Source organism: Pseudomonas sp. S11P7 (genome assembly GCF_023195435.1).
Taxonomy (GTDB): Bacteria; Pseudomonadota; Gammaproteobacteria; order Pseudomonadales; family Pseudomonadaceae; genus Aquipseudomonas; species Aquipseudomonas fluorescens_G.
In genome coordinates, this window is sequence record NZ_JALPKS020000002.1 from 2,996,361 (window position 1) to 3,020,791 (window position 24,431).

Annotated in this window: 12 protein-coding genes and 1 pseudogene; 5 read left to right on the forward strand and 8 right to left on the reverse strand. The window is 58.6% G+C overall.

Features of this window, described 5'->3' with window-relative positions; genetic code table 11:
- Window positions 1-6: 6 nt before the first annotated feature.
- A complete protein-coding gene (locus M0746_RS13680) occupies window positions 7-1,005 on the reverse strand; it encodes a bile acid:sodium symporter family protein (RefSeq protein WP_258449557.1) in 999 nt (332 codons plus the stop codon).
- An 82-nt stretch (window positions 1,006-1,087) separates the two neighbouring features.
- On the opposite strand from M0746_RS13680, the gene M0746_RS13685 reads away from it, so the two are divergent.
- The 3 genes from M0746_RS13685 (at window position 1,088) to M0746_RS13695 (ending at window position 3,738) form a co-directional block, all read left to right on the forward strand.
- Window positions 1,088-1,876 (forward strand): AraC family transcriptional regulator, encoded by a 789-nt coding sequence (locus M0746_RS13685; protein ID WP_258449558.1) that lies wholly within the window; start codon window positions 1,088-1,090, stop codon window positions 1,874-1,876.
- Window positions 1,877-2,052: 176 nt separating this feature from the next.
- Window positions 2,053-2,520 (forward strand): hypothetical protein, encoded by a 468-nt coding sequence (locus M0746_RS13690; protein WP_258449559.1) that lies wholly within the window; start codon window positions 2,053-2,055, stop codon window positions 2,518-2,520.
- Between the two features lie 243 nt (window positions 2,521-2,763).
- A complete protein-coding gene (locus tag M0746_RS13695; protein WP_258449560.1) occupies window positions 2,764-3,738 on the forward strand; it encodes a TerC family protein in 975 nt (324 codons plus the stop codon).
- Window positions 3,739-3,854: 116 nt separating this feature from the next.
- Here the strand turns inward: M0746_RS13695 and M0746_RS13700 are convergent, their stop codons facing one another.
- Window positions 3,855-4,955: a polyamine ABC transporter substrate-binding protein gene (locus tag M0746_RS13700; RefSeq protein ID WP_258449561.1), complete on the reverse strand. Its 1,101-nt coding sequence runs from the start codon at window positions 4,953-4,955 to the stop codon at window positions 3,855-3,857.
- A gap of 266 nt (window positions 4,956-5,221) precedes the next feature.
- Window positions 5,222-6,628: a purine-cytosine permease family protein gene (locus M0746_RS13705; RefSeq protein WP_258449562.1), complete on the reverse strand. Its 1,407-nt coding sequence runs from the start codon at window positions 6,626-6,628 to the stop codon at window positions 5,222-5,224.
- 324 nt (window positions 6,629-6,952) lie between these two features.
- Between M0746_RS13705 and M0746_RS13710 the strand changes: the two genes are divergently transcribed.
- Window positions 6,953-7,438, forward strand: a complete 486-nt coding sequence (locus M0746_RS13710; protein ID WP_258449563.1) for a flavin reductase family protein — start codon at window positions 6,953-6,955, stop codon at window positions 7,436-7,438.
- 132 nt (window positions 7,439-7,570) lie between these two features.
- Here M0746_RS13710 and M0746_RS29480 read toward each other — a convergent pair whose 3' ends face one another.
- Window positions 7,571-8,341: a methyl-accepting chemotaxis protein gene (locus M0746_RS29480; RefSeq protein ID WP_446731298.1), complete on the reverse strand. Its 771-nt coding sequence runs from the start codon at window positions 8,339-8,341 to the stop codon at window positions 7,571-7,573.
- Window positions 8,342-8,479: 138 nt separating this feature from the next.
- Window positions 8,480-9,520 (reverse strand): annotated as a pseudogene (locus M0746_RS29485) (cache domain-containing protein); the annotation flags it as partial.
- Window positions 9,521-9,723: 203 nt separating this feature from the next.
- Here M0746_RS29485 and M0746_RS13720 point away from each other — a divergent pair.
- Complete coding sequence (locus M0746_RS13720) at window positions 9,724-10,767, forward strand: LLM class flavin-dependent oxidoreductase (protein ID WP_258449565.1); 1,044 nt, start codon at window positions 9,724-9,726, stop codon at window positions 10,765-10,767.
- A gap of 88 nt (window positions 10,768-10,855) precedes the next feature.
- Here M0746_RS13720 and M0746_RS13725 read toward each other — a convergent pair whose 3' ends face one another.
- The 3 genes from M0746_RS13725 to M0746_RS13735 all read right to left on the reverse strand — a co-directional run bounded on the left by M0746_RS13725 (window position 10,856) and on the right by M0746_RS13735 (window position 24,406).
- A complete protein-coding gene (locus tag M0746_RS13725; RefSeq protein WP_258449566.1) occupies window positions 10,856-11,863 on the reverse strand; it encodes a glycosyltransferase family 2 protein in 1,008 nt (335 codons plus the stop codon).
- Between the two features lie 460 nt (window positions 11,864-12,323).
- Complete coding sequence (locus M0746_RS13730; RefSeq protein ID WP_258449567.1) at window positions 12,324-12,869, reverse strand: hypothetical protein; 546 nt, start codon at window positions 12,867-12,869, stop codon at window positions 12,324-12,326.
- Window positions 12,866-24,406: a two-partner secretion domain-containing protein gene (locus tag M0746_RS13735; protein ID WP_258449568.1), complete on the reverse strand. Its 11,541-nt coding sequence runs from the start codon at window positions 24,404-24,406 to the stop codon at window positions 12,866-12,868. The genes M0746_RS13730 and M0746_RS13735 overlap by 4 nt, the downstream gene beginning before the upstream one ends.
- Window positions 24,407-24,431 lie beyond the last annotated feature (25 nt).

Consider the following 24,431-nt stretch of genomic DNA (forward strand, 5'->3'; position numbering starts at 1 on the left):
CAGCGCTCAGGGATCGACCTGGGCCATCAGCTCCGGCACCGATTCCGGCCGGCGCGCGTAACGCTGGGCCAGCACTGCGCAGACCATCAGCTGGATCTGATGGAACAGCATCAGCGGCAGGATCAGCACGCCGATGGTGCTGCCCGCGAACAGTACCTGCGCCATCGGCACGCCGGTGGCCAGGCTCTTTTTCGAACCGCAGAACAGAATGGTGATGCGGTCCTCCTGATTGAAGCCAAATGCTTTGCCGAGCAGGATCGACGCCAGCAGCACCAGCGCCAGCAGGATGCAGCAGACCACGATCAGCCCGAGCAATTCGAACAGCGGAATCTGCTGCCAGATGCCCTCGTTGACCGCCTCGCTGAACGCGCCGTAGACCACCAGCAGAATCGAACCCTGATCGACGAACTTCAGCCAGTTCTTGTTGCGCCCGACCCAGGCGCCGATCCAGCGCCGGGCGATCTGCCCGGCAATGAATGGCAGCAGCAACTGCACGCTGATTTTCATGATGGCATCGAGCGTCGAACCACCATCACCGTGGACGTTGAGCAACAGCGTGACCAGCAACGGCGTCAGGAAAATCCCGAACAGACTCGACGCCGCCGCGCTGCAGATCGCCGCCGGAATATTGCCCCGCGCCAGCGACGTGAAGGCAATCGCCGATTGCACCGTCGCGGGCAACGCGCACAGATACAGCATGCCCATGTACAGCTTGTCGCCAATCAACGGTGACAGCACAGGCTTGAGCGCCAGCCCCAATAGTGGAAACAGCACGAAGGTCAGACCGAACACCAGCAAATGCAGGCGCCAGTGGCCGGCACCGGCGATGATCGACTCGCGGGACAGTTTGGCGCCGTGCAGGAAAAACAGCAGCGCGATGGCGAGATTGGTCAGCCAGCCGAAACCGACCGCGACCTGGCCGCTGGCCGGCAGAAAACTCGCCAGCAGGACCACGCCGATCAACGTCAGGGTGAAGTTATCGGGTAAAAAACGGGGGCGCGTCATGATATTCATCCGGGGGTTGCCAGTGCTTGCCGACGACTCTAACGTGACTGGCAATTACCGACTAACGCCGAAGAGCCGCAAGATGCCGCCTAAAGGACAGACCAACAGCGTTCGCCGCAGTATTCCCGGGTTGCCCAGCCTGCCGCGGCCGCTGTACGGCAGAACCGAATCGCTGCCCAATCGCGCGCTGACCCGCCGCCACAGTCACCCGTGGGTGCAGTTGTCCTACGCGATTCAAGGCGTGCTCGAAGTGCAGACCAGCGCCGGGCGTTTCGTCGCGCCGCCCGAGCGCGCGGTGTGGATTCCCGCCGGTGTACCGCATCGGGTTTTCAGCACGCCACACACGGAAATGCGCAGCCTGTACATTGATTGCAGCGTTTCGGCCTGGGCCGCCGGGCACTGCCATGTGTTGGCCGTCAGCGATCTGCTGCGCGAACTGATCCGTGCGTTCAGCCAGGTGCCGGTCGAATACGACGAGAACGGCGCCCACGGGCGTCTGGCGCAAGTGATCCTCGATCAACTGGCCGAGGCGGCGCCAATCGATCTGATGCTGCCGCTGCCACAAGACCCGCGCTTGAAGCAGATCTACCAGAGCCTCGAACAGCACCCGGAACAACAAACCACGCTCAGTCACTGGAGCGCGCAGTTCGGCATCACCGAAAAAACCCTCACCCGCCTGTTCCTGCGCGACACCGGCCTGACCTTTCGCGCCTGGCGCCAACGCCTGCGCCTGCTCGGCGCGCTGACGCCACTGGAAAAAGGCGGACGGGTGACCGATGTTGCGCTGGCGTGCGGGTATGACTCAACGTCGGCGTTCATTGCGGCGTTTCGGCAGCAGTTTGGGCAGACGCCGGGGGAGTTTTTTCGTTGATTAGCGCCGGGTGGGTTTCTTTATCACGCATTATGTACCGGATACATATTTCAGGAAAGTTAACAACTGTCAGACCTGACAGTTGCACAAGCACGGAGCACGAGTAGTATTTTATTGTCGTTGGCGAATAAACGTTTGGTCGAACGGCATAAACCATACTCCATGAGATCCATGCCATGAATGACATTAAATTATCTCAACTTGCTCTTGATACCAACCTCAAACCTGTCCCAATTAAAGGTAAACCAGTAACGCAAGAGCAGTATTACAAGGCGACGTTTTCACCTGCTTTTCCATATATTGAAAACTTTCAACCTAATCAGTTTCTCTATCAATCCTTCACAAAAGAGACGATGAGCATCATTGGCCGGTACCACGTCGGCGACGTTTTTTACCAGATCGGATTCGTTCTACCCTACAACTTCCAAACAAAAATTTACGATATTGAAGATTGGGGCGATGGCAAGGTCAGCTCTAATGTTGTGGCAAATGGTGCAATATCCGCCGGGAAAAATGGCAAGATAGATATTACTCGAGAAGGGAAAACAGTACGAGCAAGCTTCCATTTTGAAATAGATCGGGGCGGTGTTGTATATGAGGTACAAAACGGGAAATTTTCTTTAGTTGAAACTGGAGGCTTATAATCCACACCGAAATCTGGGGGCCAAACTGAAACGAATATTTCGTAGTGTTTGGCACACTCAGCGCTTCATAAACTCCGTCAACTTGCATGTGAATTTGTTGCTTTGGCCCCGGTTTAGGTTACGTCCTTTATATAACTTCGATTTTTCCGAACTATTCCCCAAAAATAAACGATTTTTCCCGCGCATAAATCCGTCGTTAGCATGGCCCTGTCTGACCTCAAGCCCATCGACAGGGAGCGTGACATGCCAGCGACCAACCTTAATATCGGCGAACCGTGGATGTGGGGCGCCTTCATCGTTTTTGTGCTGGCGATGCTGGCACTCGACCTGTTCGTGTTTGGCGGGCGCAAGGCGCATCGAGTGTCAGTGCGTGAAGCGCTGGCCTGGGTGATTGCCTGGTGTCTGCTGGCGCTGAGCTTCGCCGGTTTGCTCTGGTGGTATCTGCACGGCGAATTCGGCGGCGAGATCGCCCGGCAGAAAACCCTCGAATTTCTCACCGGTTATTTGATCGAGCAATCGCTGTCGATCGATAACATGTTCGTCTTCGTGATGATCTTCAGCTACTTCGCCGTGCCACCGGAATTGCAGCGACGAGTGCTGTTGTACGGTGTCCTCGGGGCGATCGTGATGCGCGCAGTGATGATCTTCGCCGGGGTGTGGCTGGTGTCGCAGTTCGAATGGCTGCTGTATGCGTTCGGGGTGTTCCTGATCATCACCGGGATCAAGATGCTGGTGTTTGCCGAGCAGCAACCGGACCTGGAAAAAAACCCGCTGCTGCGCTGGGTCCGTAGCCATATGCGCATCACCAGTGGCTTTCACGGCGAACGTTTTTTTATCGTGCAGAACGGTGTGCGCTGGGCGACGCCGATGTTTCTGGTGCTGGTGCTGATCGAGGCCAGTGACCTGATGTTCGCGGTCGACAGCATCCCGGCCATTTTCGCGGTGACCACCGACCCGTTCATTGTCTTCACGTCGAATATCTTCGCGATCATGGGCTTGCGCGCGCTGTACTTCCTGCTCGCGGACATGGCGGACCGCTTTCATCTGCTCAAGTACGGGCTGGCGATCGTGCTGGTGTTCATCGGCGGCAAGATGGTGCTGATGCCGTGGTTCCACATGCCGGTGGAGTGGTCGCTGGCGGTGGTGGGCGCGGTGATTCTGGGCTCGGTGTTGCTGAGCCTGGTGATGACGCGCGAGGGTGAACGCAGGACTGAATGACACAACACAAAAACCTTGTAGGAGTGAGCCTGCTCGCGATGGCGGTGGGTCATTGAACTGAATATTGGCTGACACACCGCTATCGCGAGCAGGCTCACTCCTACAGGGGAACGCTGTTATTTATCGGACTTGATGCTGGTCCATACACGGGTCCGCACGCGTTCGAGTTTCTGCGGCAACGGCTGAACCACGTAGAGCTTTTTCAGTGCCTCAGGGGTCGGCGTCAGGTTCGGGTTGTCGGTGATTTCCTTGTTGATCAACGCCAGCGAATCCTTGTTCGCGTTCGGGTAGCCGAGGAAATCACTGATTGGCGCAATCACCTTCGGGTCGAGCAAGTGGTTGAGGAATTCGTGGGCCTCGGTAACGTTCTTCGCGCTCTTCGGAATGGCGAAGGTGTCGAACCAGATCGGCGCGCCTTCCTTCGGCAAGCGCCAGTCGACCACCACACCATTGCCCGCCTCTTTGGCGCGGTTGCCGAACTGGTAGAAGCTGCCCGAGTAACCGATGGCCACGCAGATATCGCCGTTGGCGATGTCGGTCATGTACTTGGCCGAGTTGAAATAGGTCACGTACGGGCGAACCTTGAGCATCAGCGCTTTGGCTTTCTCATAATCGGCGGGATTCTGGCTGTTCGGGTCGAGGCCGAGATAGTGCAGCGCCAGCGGCAGGATTTCCGTCGGCGAATCGAGCATCGCCACGCCGCAGGATTTGAGCTTTTCCATGTTTTCCGGTTTGAACACCAGATCCCAGCTGTCCACCGGCGCGTTGTCGCCCAGCGCCGCTTTGACCTTGGCCGGGTTGAAACCGATCAACACGGTGCCAACCATGTAAGGCACGCCGTATTGGTTGCCGGGGTCATTCTTGCCCAACAGCTTCAACAGTTCCGGGTCTTGATGGCTCCAGTTCGGCAATTTCGACTTGTCGAGTTTCTGGAACACGCCGGCCTTGATCTGTGTTTCGAGGAACTGGTTCGAAGGCACCACCAGATCGTAACCGGAGTTACCGGTGAGCAACTTGGCTTCCAGCGATTCGTTAGTGTCGAAGGTGTCCCAGGTCACTTTGATGCCGTTTTGCGCGGCGAAATCCTTGGGCACGGCGGGCAGGATGTAATCAGCCCAGTTGTAGACGCGCAGTTCGCGTTGCTCGGCCTGGACGGCGCTGGCCAACAGCGTCAGCCCACACACAGTGGCACCCAGAATACGTTTCATCGTGACCATGGTTGTTCCCCAAAAACGGCGTGAGTTCGATGGTTTTTATGTTCTGTACACGGCAGTGACCGAAAGGGCGGCCAAGGGTAATAAGGTCGAGCGTTTCGTTGTGGCTTTGATTCTTGCCGAGAGCGCCAGGGGATCACAGTGGGGCATCGGCCAAAAGGGGATCGATATGGCCAATTTAGATGACCGCCGGGATGCGCAAACGACAATGCCCGGCACAGGCCGGGCATTGATTGAACAGCGGATCGACTTAAGCCGTATCAGTCACCTTAGTCGGTATACCCCAACTTCGCCGCCCTGCTCTGCTGCGTTTGGCCACGGGTCGCCAGGCAGTAATACAGCGGCACTGTAACTACCAGGCCGACCAGCCACGAAAGGTCAGCGCCCTCGACCAGATTGGCGTAAGGCCCGACGTACAGCGAGGTGTTGGCGAACGGCAACTGCACGATGATGCCGATGAAATAGGCAATGATTGCGTGCAGGTTGAAGCGACCGTAGATCCCGCCATCGGCGCGGAAGATTGAGCTGATGTCATAGCAGCCGCGCTTGATCAGGTAGAAGTCGATCAGGTTGATCGAGGCCCACGGCACCAGCACCAGCAACAGCGCCAGAATCAGCCCGATGAACTGCGAAATGAAATCCGCCGACGCCCCCAAAGCAACCACGCAGCAACCGGCGAGCACCACGCTCGACAACACCACGCGCACCTTGATGCTCGGCGTCCACTGGCTGGCGAAGGTCTGGATCGAGGTAATGATCGACAGCACCGCGCCGTACAGATTCAGCGCGTTATGGCTGATGATGTTGAGCAGAAACAGCACCATCAGGATTGGCCCCAACCAACCGGTCGACTGCTTGACCGCCGCCATCGCTTCGGTGCCTTCCGGGGTGGCCAGCACCGCAACGGCGCCGAAGGAGAACGACAGAATGGTGCCCAGCGTCGCGCCCAGATAGGTCGCCCAGAACGGCTTGGCGATACCGATATCGGCCGGCAGGTAGCGCGAATAATCGGACACGTACGGCGAGAAGCTTATCTGCCAGATGATCCCCAGCGATACCGTCGCCAGCCAGCCGGACAGATTGAAGCTGCCACGGGTGAAGAAGTCGACGGGCAAGTCATTGGCGAAGATGTAAATGAAGCCGGCAAGCAACGCGCCGCCCATCACCCAGGTACCGATGCGGTTCAGCGTGTGGATGAAGTTGTAGCCGATCACCCCGATCGCCGTGGCCGCCAGTGCGCCGATCAGAATGCTCAGCGGCGCCGGCACCGACGGCGCAATGCCGACGATCGATTTGCCCGCCAGGACAATGTTGGAAATGAAGAAACCGATGTAGATCAGCGCGGCGAAAAACACGATCAACAGCGCGCCATACCGGCCGAACTGGCCGCGACTCTGGACCATCTGCGGAATGCCCATGCGCGGGCCCTGGGCCGACGCCAGCGCAATCACCAAGCCGCCGATCATGTGCCCCAGCGCAATCGCCAGCAGCCCCCAGAACAAGTCAAGATTGAACACCTGAACCACCATGGCGCCGGTGACGATGGGCAGTGGCGCAATGTTGGTGCTGAACCAAAGGGTGAACAGGTCGCGGGCCTTCCCGTGGCGTTCCGCGAGTGGGACGTAATCGACCGTGTGATTCTCGATCAACGGATCTTGCCGGGACATCTGGGACATATGCATGAACTCGAGTTTGTCTGTTCTTATCTTTGTATGAAGCCAAACCGGGGGGACTCTTTGGTCGCCCCTCAGATGCAGACCATATTATGGTATTCCAAACTTTTCACAAGACTGATCCGTGATTTAACGCGCCATCTGATACGCCATCCTCGCCCAAAGCGCCGCCGGCAAACCAGCCGAAAGCCCCGTAAATATTGAGTTTCCGACGAACGTGGCACGTTTATCGGTTCAGCTTGAAAGGCCTTGCAAACGCAAAATTCTGGTATACCATCAGACCATCAAATAAATAAAAACCCGCTGCACACACTCGAGGAATGACCAATGATCGATGCTGCCATTTACAAACAAGTCATGGGCTCGTTCCCGTCCGGCGTCACTGTGATCACCACGCTCGACGATGACGGCCAGATCGTCGGCCTGACCGCCAGCGCCTTCAGCTCGCTGTCGATGGATCCGGCGCTGGTGCTGTTCTGCCCCAACTACAGCTCCGACTCCTACCCCGTGCTGATCAAGAACAAGCGCTTCGCCATTCACGTTCTGTCTGGCGGCCAGCAAAGCGAAGCCTACGCCTTCGCCCGTAAAGGCAAGGACAAGGCGCAAGGCATCGAGTGGACGTTGAGTGAACTGGGCAACCCGATCCTCGCCAATGCGACGGCAGTGATCGAGTGCGAACTGTGGCGCGAATACGAAGGTGGCGACCACGCGATCATGGTCGGCGCGGTGAAAAACCTGATCGTGCCCGCGCAAGTGGCCGGGCCGCTGGTGTATTGCCACGGCAAGATGGGGGCGTTGCCGGTGCTGGTTTGATCACAAGCGCTGATCAACACTCATCCCTGTGGGAGCTGGCTTGCCAGCGATGAGGCCAGTTCAGTCAATGACGCTTTGGCCGGGCTGACGCTATCGCTGGCAAGCCAGCTCCCACAGGTACGCGACCTTCAGTTAGTGTGTACGAAACCGGCTCACCAACTGATTCAACGTCTGCGACAGCGCCGTCAGATTCTGCGCATCCTCACGGGTCGAATCCGCCAGACTCGCCACCAACTGCGCATCACCATGAATCTGGCTGATGTGCCGATTGATATCCTCGGCCACCTGGTGCTGTTCCTCGGCCGCCGTGGCGATCTGCGTGTTCATGTCGCGGATCACGTCCACCGACTCACGAATCAATTCAAAACTCGCCCGCGCCTCGTTGATCGACACCACGGTTTCCTGCGACACCTCGAGGCTGGCATGCATCTGCTTGCCCATCTGATGGGTGCGCCGCGCCAGATTGCCCAGCAGTGCATCGATCTCGCCGGTTGAATCCGAAGTGCGCTTGGCCAATGCACGAACCTCATCGGCCACCACCGCGAAACCCCGCCCCTGCTCCCCCGCCCGCGCCGCTTCAATGGCGGCGTTGAGCGCGAGCAGGTTGGTCTGCTCGGCGATCGAGCGAATGGTGCCGAGGATCGACTGGATATCGTTGCTGTCCTGCTCCAGTTGCTGCATCGACTCGGCGCTGTGACCGATTTCCTCGCTCAGACGGCCGACATTGCTCACCGCCGCATCGATCTGCTGCTGCCCGGTGTGGGCCTGACGCTGGCCGTTGTCTGCCGAGTCTGCGGCCTGACTGCAGGAGCGTGCGACTTCATTGGAAGTGGCGACCATTTCGTGGAACGCGGTCGAGACCATGTCCACCGCCTCGCGCTGACGCGACGCGACTTCAGCCATCTCTGCCGAGACTTCCGTGGCGCTGCCGGAGCTGCTGTGGATCTGCCCCGCCGCCTGGCCGATGCGCTGGATCAAGGTGCGGATCGCTTCGAGAAACTGGTTGAACCAGCCGGCCAGTTGCGCCGTTTCGTCCTGCCCGCGCACTTCCAGGCGTGCGGTCAGATCGCCCTCGCCCTGGGCAATGCCTTCCAGACCACTGGCGACGCCGCGAATCGGTTTGACCATCAACCCGGCAAACCACGCCCCGGCCATGGCAAACAGCAGCGCGCAGACGACAGCGATGACACCGATGATCCACGTCAGCCGCGTGGCCCCGGCCATCACTTCACTGGCCTTGACCAACCCGACAAACCGCCAGGCCAGCGCCTCGGACGGCCAGACCAGCGCCATGTAGCGCTCACCGGCCAGTTCCACTTCCACCAAGCCTTTACTCGCCTCGGCCAGTTGCCGGTAGCCATCGCCCAGATCGGTGAGTTTCTTGAAGTTGTGCGCCGGGTCGCTCGGATTGACCAACACGGTGTTATTGGCCTCCATCAGCATCAGATAACCGCTCTCGCCGAGGCGGATCTGCTTGACCAGATCGGTCAGTTGCTTGAGCGAAACGTCGATATTGACCACGCCGGCATTGCTGCCCAACTGGTTGTTGAAGCTGCGCACGGTGCTGACCAGCACCACATCATCGGCCGCCCAGTAATAGGCTTCGGTGCGCAAGGTTTTGCCGGGATTGGCCATGGCGGTTTTGTACCAGGGCCGCGTGCGCGGGTCGTAATTGGCCAGTTGCGCATCGCCCGGCCAGAACAGGTAACCGCCCTGCTCGGTGCCCAGCGACAGATAGGTGTACGCCGGATGCGCCTTGGCCAGCCCGGCAAACAGCTTGAACAACTGTTGATCCTGCGGCCCCATGGGCACTTGCGCGGCATCGCTGCTCAGATAGCGTTTGAGGCTGCCGTCGATGCTCTGCAATTGCGGATGCTCGGCCAGATAAGCGACGTTCTGGCTGATCCCCTCAAAGAACAATTGCATCGCATTTTCGACCTGACGCACTTCGCGCCCGGTGCTGTCGACGAAATTGTCCCGCGCCCCATCGCGGACATTGAGAATGATCAGCGCCGCCACCAGCAACACAGGCAGACTGGCGATCACGGCGAATGCCATGGTCAGTTTTTGTTTGATGTTCATCTGTTGCGCCTTCCTTGTTCGAAGTGTCGGTCAGAAATATTTTGCGGATATCCCGTATTATGGTATACCAATATTCAATCAACCGACCAGCCGTCCTCGAAGGCGTGCCTGAATGGTGATAAAACTCGCGAGCGTCCCGCGCTCACGGCAGTTCGACAGGCCAGCACACGACCGGCCAATGACAAAAGACTCGAGGTAGCGTCATGAAATTTTCCCTGTTCATCCACATGGAACGCTGGGACGAAAGCGTCAGCCACCGCCAACTGTTCGAAGACCTCACCGAACTGACCCTGATGGCCGAGGCCGGCGGTTTCAGCACCGTGTGGATCGGCGAACACCACGCCATGGAATACACCATCTCGCCAAGCCCGATGCCGCTGCTGGCCTACCTCGCAGCGAAAACCACGACCATCCACCTCGGCGCTGGCACCATCATCGCGCCGTTCTGGCACCCACTGCGCGTCGCCGGCGAATGTGCCCTGCTCGACGTGATCAGCAACGGCCGCATGGAAGTTGGCCTCGCCCGTGGCGCCTATCAAGTCGAATTTGACCGTATGGCCGGCGGCATGCCCGCCTCCAGCGGTGGCCAGGCCCTGCGCGAAATGGTCCCGGTGGTCCGCGCCCTGTGGCAAGGCGACTACGCCCACGACGGCGATATCTGGAAATTCCCCACTTCAACCAGCGTGCCGAAGCCGATCCAGAAGCCCAACCCGCCGATGTGGATCGCCGCCCGCGACCCGGATTCGCACAACTTCGCCGTGGCCAACGGCTGCAACGTGATGGTCACGCCATTGATGAAAGGCGACGAAGAAGTCGTCGACCTGAAAAACAAATTCCAGAGCGCACTCGACAACAACCCCGACGTACCGCGTCCGCAACTGATGGTGCTGCGCCATACCCACGTGCACACCGCCGACGACCCGGACGGCTGGAAAGTCGGCGCGAAAGCGATCTCGCGTTTCTACCGCACCTTCGACGCGTGGTTCGGCAACAAGCAAACCCCGGTCAACGGTTTCCTCGCCCCGAGCCCGGAAGAGAAGTTTGCCGGACGTCCGGAGTTCGAACTGGAAAGCCTGCACAAGACCGCGATGATTGGTACACCGGAAGAGATCATTCCGCGGATCAAGTACTACCAGGAACTGGGCGTGGATGAGTTCAGTTTCTGGTGTGACAACAGCTTGCCGCATGCGGAGAAGAAGAAGTCGCTGGAGCTGTTTATCAAGCATGTGGTGCCGGCGTTTCGCTGACAGCATGTTGGCCTGACACTCAATAAAAAAGGGGCGAATTCATCGACATGAATTCGCCCCTTTTTTTGCTTAAGTCATCGTACAGAAACTAGCCCTGAAATGAGCCTTTCCGCGATCTGCGCAACTGCTTCAGATTGAAACGCAACTTGCGCATCCCGTGAGCAATGCGCGGAAACAGCAACGTCCAGCGAGGGTGCAAGGCCACACCGCAATCACGGCTGTCCTGGCGAGTCATCGAGGATATTTGCGCTGGCAGAGGCACACTGTATTTGATGCATTTGGTGATCAGTGCATCGACATTGCGCTCCATGAACTTCAGCGCAACATCGCGTCCGGCATTGAACGAGCGGATGTGTTTTTTCAACGCGGCCAAGGTGTCGCGATACGCCGCATAACTGCCCAGTACATACTCGACATCCTTACGACTTTGCGTCAGCGAACCGCTGCGGACCCGCTGAAAGTAATAGTCAGCCGCCGTCGCGAAAGTGGCCTGGCTGTGCAGATAAATGTTCATGCTGAACACGTGATCTTCATGAGCCCGCCCTTCCAGGCGCACGGCGAATCGCTCGCACACCGAACGCTTGAAAATGTACTGCCACGTCGCGGCGTGATATTTGCCGGACAAGATCAGATCTTCCAGCAAGTCGCGCCCGACATCGAACCAGCCATCGCGGCTAGCAGCGGTGTTGCGTCGCAACAGCTGTTTTTTGCCGTCCACTTCGGTGTAGGAACGCTTGGAGAAATAAAACAACTCCAGCGCCGCGTTGGCCAGGACCTGCTCCACCAGCGTCGCGAACAACTCGGGGCTGACCACATCGTCCGGGTCACAGAAAAACACGTACTCGCCACTCGCCAAGGCCAGACCATTACGCCGAGCCGCACCGACACCCTGATTGTCCTGGGTGACCACTTTGACTTCCGGGCGATGGCCAAAACCGGCTTCAATCACCGCCAGCGTGCCATCGGTCGAACCATCGTTGATCAAGATGATTTCATGCAGCGGCACGGGTTGATTGATCAGCGAATCGAGGGTTTCGGCGATGTAGGACTCAACGTTGTAGGTGGGGATGACGACGGAAATTCTTGGAACAGACACGGAGCTGAGTACCTGAAATGACTGAGTGAACGATGGCGTAGATTTGTGAGGCAAGGTTGAGGTGCGTAGAGCCTGTGAAGGCGCTCGGGCTTTTGTGACGAGTCACGAAGATGATGCCAATATGATGGCCATTCTACTCAGTGTTGTCTTCAGCGTCAAAGCGGTTTGGCCGTGTCGAGATGACGCGAAGCGCCCCACACTTCATCGACTTGTACTGCGTACGGCACTGTGCCAAGGGCCGCAAACACCAACGCATTGCGGGGTCAATTGCCAAGAGTAAGCTCAGTCGACAGTCCGCAAGACGTGAGCGTGAACCGTGGTTGCTGGCCAGCAATTTAGTACAGGGCGAGCGAGAAAACGGGGACAGACCACGTTTTGGAGTGCTTTCTAAACGTAGTCTGTCCCCATTTATCTTATCGAGTCATAAAGAAGAATCCGGATCGGCTTTCGTGCAAGCGCATCAAATTACACAAATGGCCGTAATCAGCTGCTGAGGTTCTTCTTCAAGCGGTACTCCCCAGCCAGAAACCTCAACCAAACCAAACTCTTCATCTGTTATAAACCAGCCTTCGCCCTTATCAAAGTCCAATGACGTGAATTTTTTCAAATCAGCAATATTGCTCCCCAATCTTATATTCGAAGTTAGCGATCCCTGGTAGACAAAAGCACTAGCCGCCTCACCGGGAAAACTAAAATCATAAACTTTAAGCGCGAAAACCTTATTACATTTCAGCATTACACTTAAAGCAGGAACACCAGATTTATTGGGATTGATAACACTATTATCATATAAATAAAATACATAACCACCTACGCCCTTTCGATTGTCGCACTTTGTCAACCTTAGGATCGGACCTTCTTCAAATTTATATAAGGTTTTTGCTTCGTCAATAGCATACATTGCCAGCCATTTTTCGAGATCAGGCACCGCTAGCCCTAGCGGCACTCCAGCAAGTGATTTCCCAGGCAATATGGTTGCGACCCAAGATATGAAAACATTACTCATTTTGGTACCCACTTGTTGGTAGCCGGGTTAAATAGCACTTCTTGCCCCTGAGGGTTCATGAAAAGCGTATCTTTGTCATAAATCGGCTCGTTCGGCCCTTTAAACTGAGGTCGATACGTATCAGGATCAACCACTTTAACTGAAGTATTATCACTATACGTGATTCTATAGTACTCACCTATGTGCGTTGATTTATTGACGCTATCAACGGTAGACGGACTATATTGGATTTCCTTAATACCTGTTGCACTCCCACTGATCTCGTAAACTTGAGCATTACCTGACGTTTTGCTCTTTGTCGACAAAGTAGCGGTTGCTCCGTCCATTGTAAGTGACTGTTTAATATCGTCAATCGATCGTCCCCAAACGCTGGATGGATTACCAATCATATCCCGCGGAATGCCCGCCTGTCCTGCGAGATCCTCTTTCAAACCTACGCGGGAAATGGCAGACGTGGCAGGAGGTATATCTTCACTCGGCCCTTTCGTGGACGTTGAATTTGGGAGGGAAGACTCCGTGTTATCAGCAATGCCAGTCTTAGTCGTTCCTTTGCTACCGCCCGGTTTACCACCGCCCGCGACATCTGCGGCTACGCCTGCAGCATCTGCCCAAAACGCGGCGCTTTCACCATCACGCTGAACCACAATCTCTCTGATGATCGTGTTTTGCGCAGTTTGGTTATTCTCCGTAATGATCCAGCCTACGTTTGCAGCTGCACCTATATCCCCACTGAGCCTGAGCTGCTCTGCCAGTTCGCGAATTTTTGGCTGATCGGCTAGGAGCTGATCCGAAAGCTGCTTGCAGGCAGTCAAGTTTTTCTGACAGACGCTACCCAACTCCGCATTTCGCTGCTCATCCAGATTGGCATAACGCTCTCGTACTTCTGCTTTGCACGTCTCGGATGCGCATTTTGCCTGCTCATCCAGCATTTCCACGATTTCGTGGTGCATAAGGTAGTTGTAATTAGTAGCGTCCTTCGCAATAGTCGCGCCCTCTTGAAGGTTACCGTCGCTTACGGCTGCCGCGGCGATACCCACTAGTTGGGAGGACATCGACAACAGGTTGCTGTCGTTCTTGACCAGCGTGGCCAACTGGGTAACCAGAGCCTCATTTGCACCCGCTGCCAATGCACCCGTTTTGAAATCGCCGCCTGCAGCTTCAGTCAGCAACCCTCCAACAACCGCGTGCAATGCGATTTTTTCGAGACTGCCGTCTTTCCAGCCCTGATTAGCAGCAAAATCGCCTACAGCATTGAATGCCGCCGCGTTCAGAGTACTCAACAGAGCGCCCGTCAACGCATTACCGAAATCCGCGTGCTGACCAAAAGCCGCGCCCAAAACAGTGGAAGTCGTGTTCTGCAGCAGCTGGTTACCGGCGAAACGGCCGATGCCTTCCAGACTGCTCAAGTCTGTCATGACTTGGCCGGTTATCGGATTTGTTGTGGTCTTGAGAATGCTGTCGAAGTAGCCCGCCGTCAGGCCAGCAGTTACTCCTGAAATAATATAGCCAGCCAGCGCATCAGAAGACGTTACGTCTTTGAATACAGCGCCAAGGTTGCCACCGTTATTGATAAAACTAGTGGCGGCATTTGTCGCTGCTCCGGTAGCTACAGCAGCATAAGATGCCGCCCAGAACGTGCCCATCCCACTCATCGCCGTCAAAGCTGCCGGTCCAACAACCGCAGCCATCACGATCGCAATGATCATTTGGGACGCCGGGCCAAGCCCCGAATTGTTGTACTTGAACGACTCGTGAATCTCTTTAACAAGCCGCCAATCGACATCCCCACGGGCCTCGGCTTCTTTCAACCACGCCAGTTGCGGGTCGGCCTTGACCATGCTGTCGATGGTCTGGCTGACGGACTGCTGGTTTACATCCTTGATGTCGATTTTCAAGCCATCGACGGCTTTGATCACGATGTTGCCCTTGGCAATCATCTGGGTCTGGCGCAGGGTTTCGTCAGTGTTGCCCTTGCCTTTGGAGGACACCCAAGCAGCGTTGTTGTCGGTCTTGGTATGGCTTTCGTTGTGAAGGTCTTTTACCGCTTCAAAAGTGATCGAGCCACCGCTGTCCAGGGTGATGTTGTTGCCACTTTCAAGCTTGGCAACCTGATAAAGCTGATCGCCGCCACTCTTGAGGGTCAGATCGCCGCCAGACTTGATCTCCGAGCCGACATACTTGTTATCGGTAACCTCGTCGTGCTGCATTTTCAGCTTGCCGAAGCCACCCTTTTTCTTCATGTCGTACAGCGAGTAATCGGTGTCCTGCAAAGCGAGAATCTGCAGGTTATCGCCCGCCACCAGATACGCTTCATCCCCCGCCGTCACCCGACTGGAAATCACACTCAGGTCCTTGCCCGCATCCAGCTTGACGTCGCCGCCCGCCGTGATGCCGGACATCACCTGAGTGACATGGTCCTCCTGGCGTTTCTCGTTTTTGTTTTTCGAGTCCGAATGTTCCTCGTCCGCCGCCGAGGTGATCACCAGATTCTCGGTCGCCTTCATCGACACATCACGCTTGGCATCGATCTCGCTGGCGATGACGTTGATGTCGCGTTTGGCGTCTGCCTTGAAATCTCGACCGGCGTCGATCTCGGCACCCAGTTGGGTGATATCGCTGGCATTTGCCCGCGAGCCCAGCGACGCGCTGTCGTTGACCTGCACCGACGCCACATTCACATCACGCCCGGCATCCAGCGTCATGTCCTGGCCGCTTTTCAGAACGCCGCCGATGACGTTGATGTCCTTCGCCGCTTTGATGGTCAGGTCATTCACGGCTTCGATGCGTGCTGCGTTGTCGGCAAAATCCTGATGACGAGTGACGGAGCCGTACTGGTCGTCCATCGAGGTGATGGTTCGCTCGTTGATCACATCGCCGGTGCGAGTGGTCAGGCTGACGTCCTTGCCGGTGATGATGCCGCCGGCCTTGTTGATGATGTTGTTGGTCGCCAGCAGATCGAGACGATTGCCCGCCTCGATCGAACCGCTGTTGATCAGGTCCTTGCCGGCTGTCGCGGACAGATTATTGGTAGCTTTCAGCGTGCCGACGTTGTCGAGGTTTTCCCCGGCGATCAGCGTCACGTCATTACCGGCAATCAGTGCCCCGGTCGGGCCGAGGCGGCCATTGGCTTGTGCCAGATACACCACCGGCACCAGCACTTTTTCGCCGTTTACTTCGTGCTCTTCGAGCCAGACGATGTCGTGGGTCAGCGCGGCGACTTGCTGCGACGTCAGGCCGACGCCGACCGACAGGTTGAGCGCGTCCTTGCTGGCGATGGCGTTGTTCATCAGGTACTTGAACATGCCCTCGTTGGAGGTCTGGCCGTCGAGGAAGGCCTGGCCGGTGCGGGCGGTGACGGCTTGCTGGATCAGGCGTTGTTCATAGAGGCCATCGCCCAGGCGCTTGGCGCTCTGGTCGGGGTCGTAGCCAAGTTTGTCGAGCAGGTAATCGGAGCTCATGAACGACTTGAGGTCGGTGAGTGCCGGGTTGGTTTCGATCAGGTATTTGTGCGGATTGGACGGTGCCTGGGTGTCGGGCAGGCCAGTCACGCGGGTGACCGGACGGGTGTCGATGGACTCCTTGGCGTCGTTGCCCCGGTCTTTCATGCCGGGGCCCGCCGAACTCTGCGGCAACTTGACGTCAATCTCGCTGGCAACGGCCTTCACCACGGTTGGCGTGCGGTGGAACGTATCGACGGCACGTGTGCTGTCGGAGACCGGAGCCGGGCCGTCGACGAACAGATTGCGTGGACCGCCAGCAGTGCCAGCGACCATATGATCCAGAGCGCTCACTGACTCAGTAGCGACCGTCCAGGTCGGCGTTGGCCCGATGTTGCCGGCGACAGCGTCGCTGCTGCCCTGCCCGCTCAAACGGAACAAACCGTTCTCGCCGGTCGGCAACGAGAACCCTGGCAGACTCAGCGGATTGACTTGCTGTTGAGCCAGGTCCGGCGGCAATTGACTGTTGATGCGCACCACCGTGGTGTTGCTGTTGCCGACGCTGGTGTCGGCGACTTTGTTGGTGCCGCCGCTGGCGCTGTAGTCCTGCTGGATAACGCTGTTTTCGATTTCTTTGGTGGCGTTGATCGAGACCTTGCCACCGGCCTGAATCACCGCGTTGCGTCCGGTGGTTGTGCCGGGCGCACCCGCGCCATCGACGCTCACTTCAACCGCGTCGCCCTTTTGGTACTGCGTCAGTTCGGTCGGTATGGCCATCAGGTTATTCGGGTCGTACAACGAGGGCGTCGACGTTTCGAAGCCGGCGCTGTAACCCGACATGGCCCGGCCATACTTGCGGCTACCTATGTTTTCGCCCGTCTCGGCGTCGACAATGACGATGCCGTTGCCCACGGTTTTAGCGATGGCTTTACGGATCAGGCCTTCCGGCGCAATCACGTAATACACAAACGGGAAATCAGGGTTGTTGCGCTGGTTGTACGGCATGATCACGTTGGCCATGAACTGCGCCGTGGTGCCCGTGCCCATTTCAAAGTTGTACTGACGGGTGACCTCGATGGTCCCGCTTTGGGTGCCGATGTTCTTCAGACTGACCGCGGTGATGTCGATGCCGCCGCCCGCCGCTATGGTGCTTTTGCTGTTGAGGAACGTACCGCCGTGGAAGACGAAGTCCTTGCCGACGTTAAGGACGGCAGATGCGCTGTTATCGGTGTCGATGAACTGGTACGTCTCGCGAGTCGCAAGAAAGTTGTTGAACGTGCCGCCGACGCAGTCACCGCAACTGGCCGCGATGAAGCCTGAAATCAACTTGCGTTCAGCCGACGCCGTTGGCCCTTCGGTACGGTTCTCGAACACATCGGCATCCAGCGTGAACCCGCCGCCGCTCTCCATCGAACCGGAAATGTTGTACACCCCCGCCGCGCGCGTGCCGCCGCTATAGCCGGCGATCACCACGTTGCCCAGACCGTAGAAATCACCGCTCTGGTTGGTCAGCGTGCCGACGTTGAGGGTCATGTCGTTGCCGCTGAAAATCAGTCCGCGGTCGTTCAGCAAGACCGGCGCCTTGACGATCAGGTTTTGCGCCGCACCGAGGGTGCCATGGTTGACGAGGCTGCCAGCGTTGACAGTCAGGTCTTCGCCGGACGTGATGCGACCAGCATTTAGCAGTTGCCCGTCAATCTGGATCGTCGACGTCGCACCTGCGGCAAAACTGCCGGCCGCGCCAAGGTTCAACGACGCCGCCGACAGATAGGTGTCGCGCAGGCTGGTCAAGCGCCCGTTGCCGCCATAGTGGCCGGACAAGCGCATGTCGATCGAACCGTCACTGGCGATCAAGCCATCGTTGGTCCAGTTGCTACCGCGGATCTGCAACGAATCCGAAGCCAGCAATTTGCCGCTGGCGGTCTGGCTGAACTCGCGCACGTTGACGTTGAGGCGCCCGGCCTGAATGACGTTGGAGTTGCTCCAGGTATCGGCGTTGAGTTCCAGCAGGCCACCGGTGACGATGCTGCCGCCGGCGCCGATGACATTGGCGGTGGAGATGTCGAACTTGCCGCGCCCGACGTGGTTGAGTTGCCCGCCGCCATTGAGGAAGCCGCCGAGGGCAAGGGTCATGTCGACGTTGGCGGTTTCCAGCACGCCGTTGCGGTTGTCGAGCAAACCGCCGATCTGGAACAGGGTCTTGCCAGTATTGCCCAGCGAACGCAGACGACCGTTCTGGTTGTCGACGCTGGCGGCCTTGACGGTCAGTTGAGTGGTGCTTTCGATGACGCCCGCGCCATTGCGCAGTGCGCCGCTGAGGCCGAAGTCGATGCGGTTGGCAGCGATCTGGCCACCGGCGTTTTCCAGGCTGGTGCCGCTGACGCTAAGCAGACCTTTGGAATAGAGCACGCCACTGCTGTTATCCAGCGCCGCCGTGGAAATGCCCAGATCTGCCGCTTGCGCGGAAATCCGCCCGCCGTTGTTGTTCAGGCCAGCCAGTGCCGAGAGGGTCAGGCTCTGCGCCTGAATGACGCCGCCCTGACGATTGTTGTTGAGGTCGAAGCCGTTGCGTAGCACGCCCACGGTGCGCGCTTCCAATGCGCCTTGGATGCTCGCCAGGGTACCGCCACGGTTATCGATGTTGGCCGCTTTGACCAGGACATTGCCGTTCTGGGCGATGACCTTGCCGCTCTGGTTGTCGAAGTCGCCGCTGACGTCGAGGGTCAGTGCGCTTTCACTCTGGATCGAGCCTTTGGCGTTGCCCAGGCTGGCCGCCGTCAGCTGCACATCGGCGTTCTTGCTGTAGATCAGACCGTCGCCACTGTTGTTGACGACGCCAGTCGCGCTGAGCTGCAACCGGTCATTGGCAGCGATCGTGCCCTTGTTGCTGTTGTCCAGCGAACCGGTGCGAACCTCCAGGTTTTTCTGGCTGGCGATCTGGCCGTTCTGGTTGCGCAGATCGGTCACGCCCTTGATCAGCATCGGTCCTGCGGCGGCGAGTTTGCCGGAGGTGTTGTTCAGCTCACCGCTCAGGTTGAGGGTGATCGCCGCATTGCTGGCGACCTGTCCGCCTTGGTTGTCGAGCCGGGTAGCGGTGGCGTTGAATGCCTGCTCGGCATTGATGATCCCGCCGGCATTGCTGAACGCCGTGCTGACGATGTCCAGCGCCGCGCCACTGGAAATCAGGCCACCGAGGTTGTTGTTCAGCCCGCCGCTGAGCGTCAGGGTCTGCCCGGCTGCGCTACTGAGGTTGCCTTTGTCACTGTTGTCGAGTGAGCTGGCCTTGATGTTCAGATCGCCCTGCGCGACCACGGCGCCGGCGTTGCTGTTGAGCAGCGCGTCCTTGAGATCGACCGATACATCGGCGAACTTGCTCGAGAGCGTGCCGCCGTTGCGGTTGTCCAGGCTGTCGCCATTGACGATGAGGCCTTGCCAGCCCGACAGCAGGCCTTTCTGGTTGATCAGAGTAGTGCCGTGCAGCAGCAGTTTTTCGCCGCTGATGATTTTGCCCGAGGTGTTGTTGACCGCTTGGGCGATCAGATCGAAACCGAGGTTGCTGGAGATCTCGCCACTCTGGTTGTTCAGGTCGCGCAGACGCTTGAGGGTCAGCGGACCTTTGGCGGTGAGCCAGCCGTTCTGGTTGTCGAGGTTGCCGTTGGCCAGGTCGAGGGTGACGGCTTTATCGCCGAGCAGGCGACCGCCGTTCTGGGTCAGCGAGGTCAGGTGCAGATCAATGTCGCTACTGGCGGAGACTTCGCCGCCATTGCTGGAGTCCAGGTCGGTGGCGGTCAGCGTCAGCTGGCCCTGGCTGTTGATCAGGCCATCGTCGCGGTTGTTCAACTCGCCACTGCTGAGCTCGAGGGTTTGCGCGGCACTGATCAGCCCTTTGGCGTCGTTGCGCAGCAGGCCGTCGATACTCAGGGCGAGGTCGCCACGGCTGACCACGCTGCCACCGCTGTTGTTCAGACTTGCGGCATGCGTATCGATGGCTGCGGCGCCGATCATGCCTTGCACGTTGTTCAGGGCTGTGGCGATACGCAGGGTCAGGCTCTGATTGCTCAGCAGCTTGCCGTTGCTGTTGTCGAGGCTTTGCGCGGCAAGCGTGAAGGCTTCAGCGCTGGAGATCGTGCCGCCCTGGTTGTTGACGCCGTTGAGCTGCGTCAGCAGCAGCGTCCCCGGTGCGTTGATCAGACCACCGATGTTGTTCAACTGACCGTGGTTCAGATCGAGGCTCAGGCTTGAGTTGCTGAACAGTTTGCCGCCGCGTTGATCGAAGCTTGCGACCGAGGCTGTCAGAGCATTCTGGCTGCCAATGCTGCCGTCACCGCCGTTGATGACCTGGCCAGCCGTCAGGTTCAGCGTGTCGGCGCTACTGAGCCGACCGTTGCTGTTATCGAAGGCGCCCGTGCCGATGCTGACGGCGCCTTTAGCGCTGAGGGTGCCCTGCGAGCGGTTGTCGAGGCTGGCGCTGTTGAGCACCAGCGCGCCGTCGGTGACGATCTGGCCGCCCTGGTTGACGACGCTACCGTCACTGTTCACGGTCAGATCGCCGGCGCTGGACAGACTGCCGCCGGTGTTGGTCAGTTGCGCCGTTTTGACGGTCAGCGCCTGTTCGCTACTGACTTTGCCGCCGCTGTTATCGAACGCGCCGCTGAGGGTCAATTGCAGATCGTGCTGACTGAGCAACGATCCGCCATTGACCAGGGTGCGCCCGCGTAGATCGAGCGATGTACCGGCGTCGATCAGGCCTTTGCTGCGATTGATCACCTCGTCGACGATCAGGGTCAGCGCCTTGCCGGTGAAGATTTTGCCGCCCTCGCTGTTGTCGAGCTTTGTGCCGCTGATGTGCAGATCACCGTTGGTGCTGATCTCACCGCCACGGTTGTCCAGATCAGCAACGGTCAAAGTCATGTTCTGGCTTGAACCGAGCAGGCCGTTCTGCCGGTTGTCGAGTTGATCAGCGTCCAGTTTGAGTACACCGGTGGCGATCAACTGACCTTTCTGGTTGTTGACGCTGCGCGACTCGACACTGACGTCCGCTTTACCGGCCATGCTGCCTTCGCCGTTGATCAGCTCATCGGCGGTAACCGTCAGTTGGCCGTCAGCGATGACCGTGCCGAGCTGGTTGTTCAGAGCGTTGTCGGCGGTCAAAAGCAACACGCCACGGCTGCTGATCAGGCCTTGCCCGTTGTCGAGGCTGGCGCTGTGGCTGTCCAGCGAGGCAGCGGAAATCACACCCTTTACGTTGTTCAAGGCCGCTGCGATGCGCAGGGTCAGGCCCTGTTGGCTGAGCAGTTTGCCGTTGCTGTTATCGAGACTTTGCGCGGCGAGCGCAAAGGCCTGCTGGCTGGAGATTTCGCCATTCTGGTTGTTCACGCCGTTGAGGTTTTTCAGCAACAGCGTGCCCGGCGCGTTGATCAAGCCGTTCTGGTTGTTCAACTGGCCATTGTGCAGGTCGAGGGTCAGATCGGACTTGCTGAACAGTTCACCGCCCTGCTGATCCAGCCCGGTCAGCGAAACGTCGAGCGTCTGCTGGCTGGCGATGCGTCCGCTGGCGTTGTTGACCTGCCCGGCCTTGAGCGTCAGTGCCGCACCGCTGGTGAGTTTGCCGCCATCGCTGTTGTCGAACGCGCCGGTTTCGACGCGGCTGATGCCCTGGCCGAAGATCACGCCTTTGAGGCTGTTATCCAGGCTGGCGCTGTAGAGGGTCAGCGCCGAGTCAGTGCTGATCGAACCGCCCGAATTGAGCAACGTGCCGGTGCTGGTCAGGCGCAGATTGCCCGCACTGCCGAGGCTGCCGCTGCGGTTGTCGATACGCGCGGCGGTGACGCTCAGCGCGCCTTCGGTGCTGATGATGCCGGCATTGATCAGCGCATCGTCGAGGGTGATCACCAGGCCATTGAGGCTGCTCAGCGTGCCGCCGCTGTTGTCCAGCGTCGTGCCAGTAACGGTCGCCGCGCCTTTGACGGCGGAGATCAAGCCCTTGTTCTGGTTGATCAGTCTGGCGACGCTCAGACCGAGATCGGTACCGGCAAGGATTTTGCCGCCATCACTATTGTCCAGGCGCAGGCCTTTGACGTTCAGCAACAGGCTGCTGGAGATCTCGCCGCTGCGGTTATCGATGTCGTCAACACTCAGTGTCAGCGCTTTGGTGGTGCCGACCAGACCACCGTTCCGGTTGTCGAGGGTTTTACCGCTGAGGTTCAGATTGCCTTGGGCAACCAGTTCACCGCCCTGCTGTTGTAGCAGACCGATGGTCGCCAGCAGGTCGCCCTGACTGGAAATCCGCCCGGCAGCGTTTTGAATCTCGGCGGCCGTCAGACTGAAAGGCCCCGCTGCGCTGACCAGACCGCCGCTGTTGTCCAGTCGGGTGCCTGCGTACGTCAGGCCGGCCTTGGCGCTGATTACGCCTTTGTCACGGTTATCCAGTTGCGCGACATTCACGCTCAACTGCTGATCAGCCTGAATCACCCCGGCCCGGTTATCGGCCACATCGCTGCGCAACGCCAGCGTGCTTTTGCCGATGATTTTGCCGTCGCGGTTATCCAGCGTACCGGCCTGCACATCGATGGCGCCTTTGGCCGAGATATCGCCCTTGTTGCGGTTGTCGAGCATGCCGCTGATGCGTGTCGTCAGGCTGCCGTCGCTGACCAGCGCACCGCCCTGGCGGTTATCCAGACTCGCGGCTTTGACGAACACCGCAGCGCCCGAACCGAGCACGCCGTCACGGTTGTCCAGCGCACCGCGCAGATCGATCGACAGGCCCAGATCACCGAGCACCTGGCCGCTGAGATTGTTCAGCACCCCGCCCGTGACGGTGATGTTTTTCGCGCTGAGCATGCCGCTCTGGTTGTTCAGGGCTTGCGTGGCGGTGACGCTCAGGTTGCGGCTGGCGGCAAGGCTTTTGCCGGCGTTATCAACGATCCGTGCGCTCAGGCTCAGATCGCCACTGGCATTGCGGCTGCCGTCAGCATTGACGCCGGCCTCGATGGCGCCGGCATTCGTCAGTTGCCCGCCTGCGCTGAGGCTGATGCTGTCGCGCGCGGCGAAGGTCTGGCGGTTGGTCAGGTTGCCTTGGGTTTGCACGTTCAGCGCGGTGCCGGCGTAGATCGGACTTTTTGCGTCAAGGCTGGCGGCTTTGACGTTGACCGCGCCGGCCGCTGAGGTGTCGGCCAGGCTTAACTGGCCGTTGGCATCGAGCTGGATATCACCGCCGCTGGCGATCAGCTTGCCGTCGAGTTTCACCCCGATCCCAGCTTCGGTGCCGACCAGTTTGATCGCCCCGGCATACATCCCACCGAGTGCCGAGGAGTCGATCGCCAGCTGCGGTTTGGCGCTGCCGTCATCGGCGCGCGCGGTGGCATTCAGGCTGTCGGCGTTAACGTCGTTACGACCGGCAACAATCGCTAGGTTCTGCGCCTGAATCTGCGCATTGATTTTCGCGCTGCGGGTGATGATTTCGAAGCGATCGACGTTGCTTGCGTTAATGCCCGCGCCCTCAATCGCTACCGTGCCTTGATCGACCTGGAACCGGTCCAGCCGGCCGTTTTCCAGCACCGGTTTACCAGTGGTCAGCGTCACCCGTGGTGCGTTGATAAAACCGCAGCCATTGCAGGTGATGCCGTACGGGTTGGCGACAATCACCCGCGCCGACTGCCCCGCCACCTCGGTGTAACCGCGCAACTGGCTCGGGTTACCGCTGATGACTTCGTTGAGAATCGCCTGCGCCGAACCGCTGTTCTTCAGGTTCGGGTTGCCAATGACGTGCCCGCCCAGTTGCGTGTTCGACGTTTGTGCAGAACCGTTGTTGAGGATGACGCCCTGCGCGCCGACGTTGTAGTCATGAAACTGGTTGTGCGACAGACCGCTGGCATTGGGTGTGGCGATGTTGATGATCGGCACACCGTTGCCGGCGCGATCCAGCGTGGTGTTCGGGTTGGCGACGACGATGCCGTCAGCCTGCGCCCAGATCGGTTGCCAGAACATGACGTTCGCCAGCAAAAAGGCCAGCCCGCGCTTGGGCATGCCAAGGAACGTTTCCTGGTTGTTTGCGGCTGCGCGGGGCTGATCGGCGAGCGAGACGGGGTGACGAACGTCCATGTGGGCGGTTCTCTAGAAAGTCGTT

What these genes read in the sequence shown, in the direction of transcription:
- M0746_RS13735 (WP_258449568.1), bottom strand. Translation starts at nt 24,406, where the DNA reads ATGGACGTTCGTCACCCCGTCTCGCTCGCCGATCAGCCCCGCGCAGCC.
- M0746_RS13695 (WP_258449560.1), top strand. Translation starts at nt 2,764, where the DNA reads ATGCCAGCGACCAACCTTAATATCGGCGAACCGTGGATGTGGGGCGCC.
- M0746_RS13680 (WP_258449557.1), bottom strand. Translation starts at nt 1,005, where the DNA reads ATGACGCGCCCCCGTTTTTTACCCGATAACTTCACCCTGACGTTGATC.
- M0746_RS13705 (WP_258449562.1), bottom strand. Translation starts at nt 6,628, where the DNA reads ATGTCCCAGATGTCCCGGCAAGATCCGTTGATCGAGAATCACACGGTC.
- M0746_RS13685 (WP_258449558.1), top strand. Translation starts at nt 1,088, where the DNA reads ATGCCGCCTAAAGGACAGACCAACAGCGTTCGCCGCAGTATTCCCGGG.
- M0746_RS13700 (WP_258449561.1), bottom strand. Translation starts at nt 4,955, where the DNA reads ATGGTCACGATGAAACGTATTCTGGGTGCCACTGTGTGTGGGCTGACG.
- M0746_RS13710 (WP_258449563.1), top strand. Translation starts at nt 6,953, where the DNA reads ATGATCGATGCTGCCATTTACAAACAAGTCATGGGCTCGTTCCCGTCC.
- M0746_RS13730 (WP_258449567.1), bottom strand. Translation starts at nt 12,869, where the DNA reads ATGAGTAATGTTTTCATATCTTGGGTCGCAACCATATTGCCTGGGAAA.
- M0746_RS29480 (WP_446731298.1), bottom strand. Translation starts at nt 8,341, where the DNA reads ATGGCTGAAGTCGCGTCGCGTCAGCGCGAGGCGGTGGACATGGTCTCG.
- M0746_RS13720 (WP_258449565.1), top strand. Translation starts at nt 9,724, where the DNA reads ATGAAATTTTCCCTGTTCATCCACATGGAACGCTGGGACGAAAGCGTC.
- M0746_RS13690 (WP_258449559.1), top strand. Translation starts at nt 2,053, where the DNA reads ATGAATGACATTAAATTATCTCAACTTGCTCTTGATACCAACCTCAAA.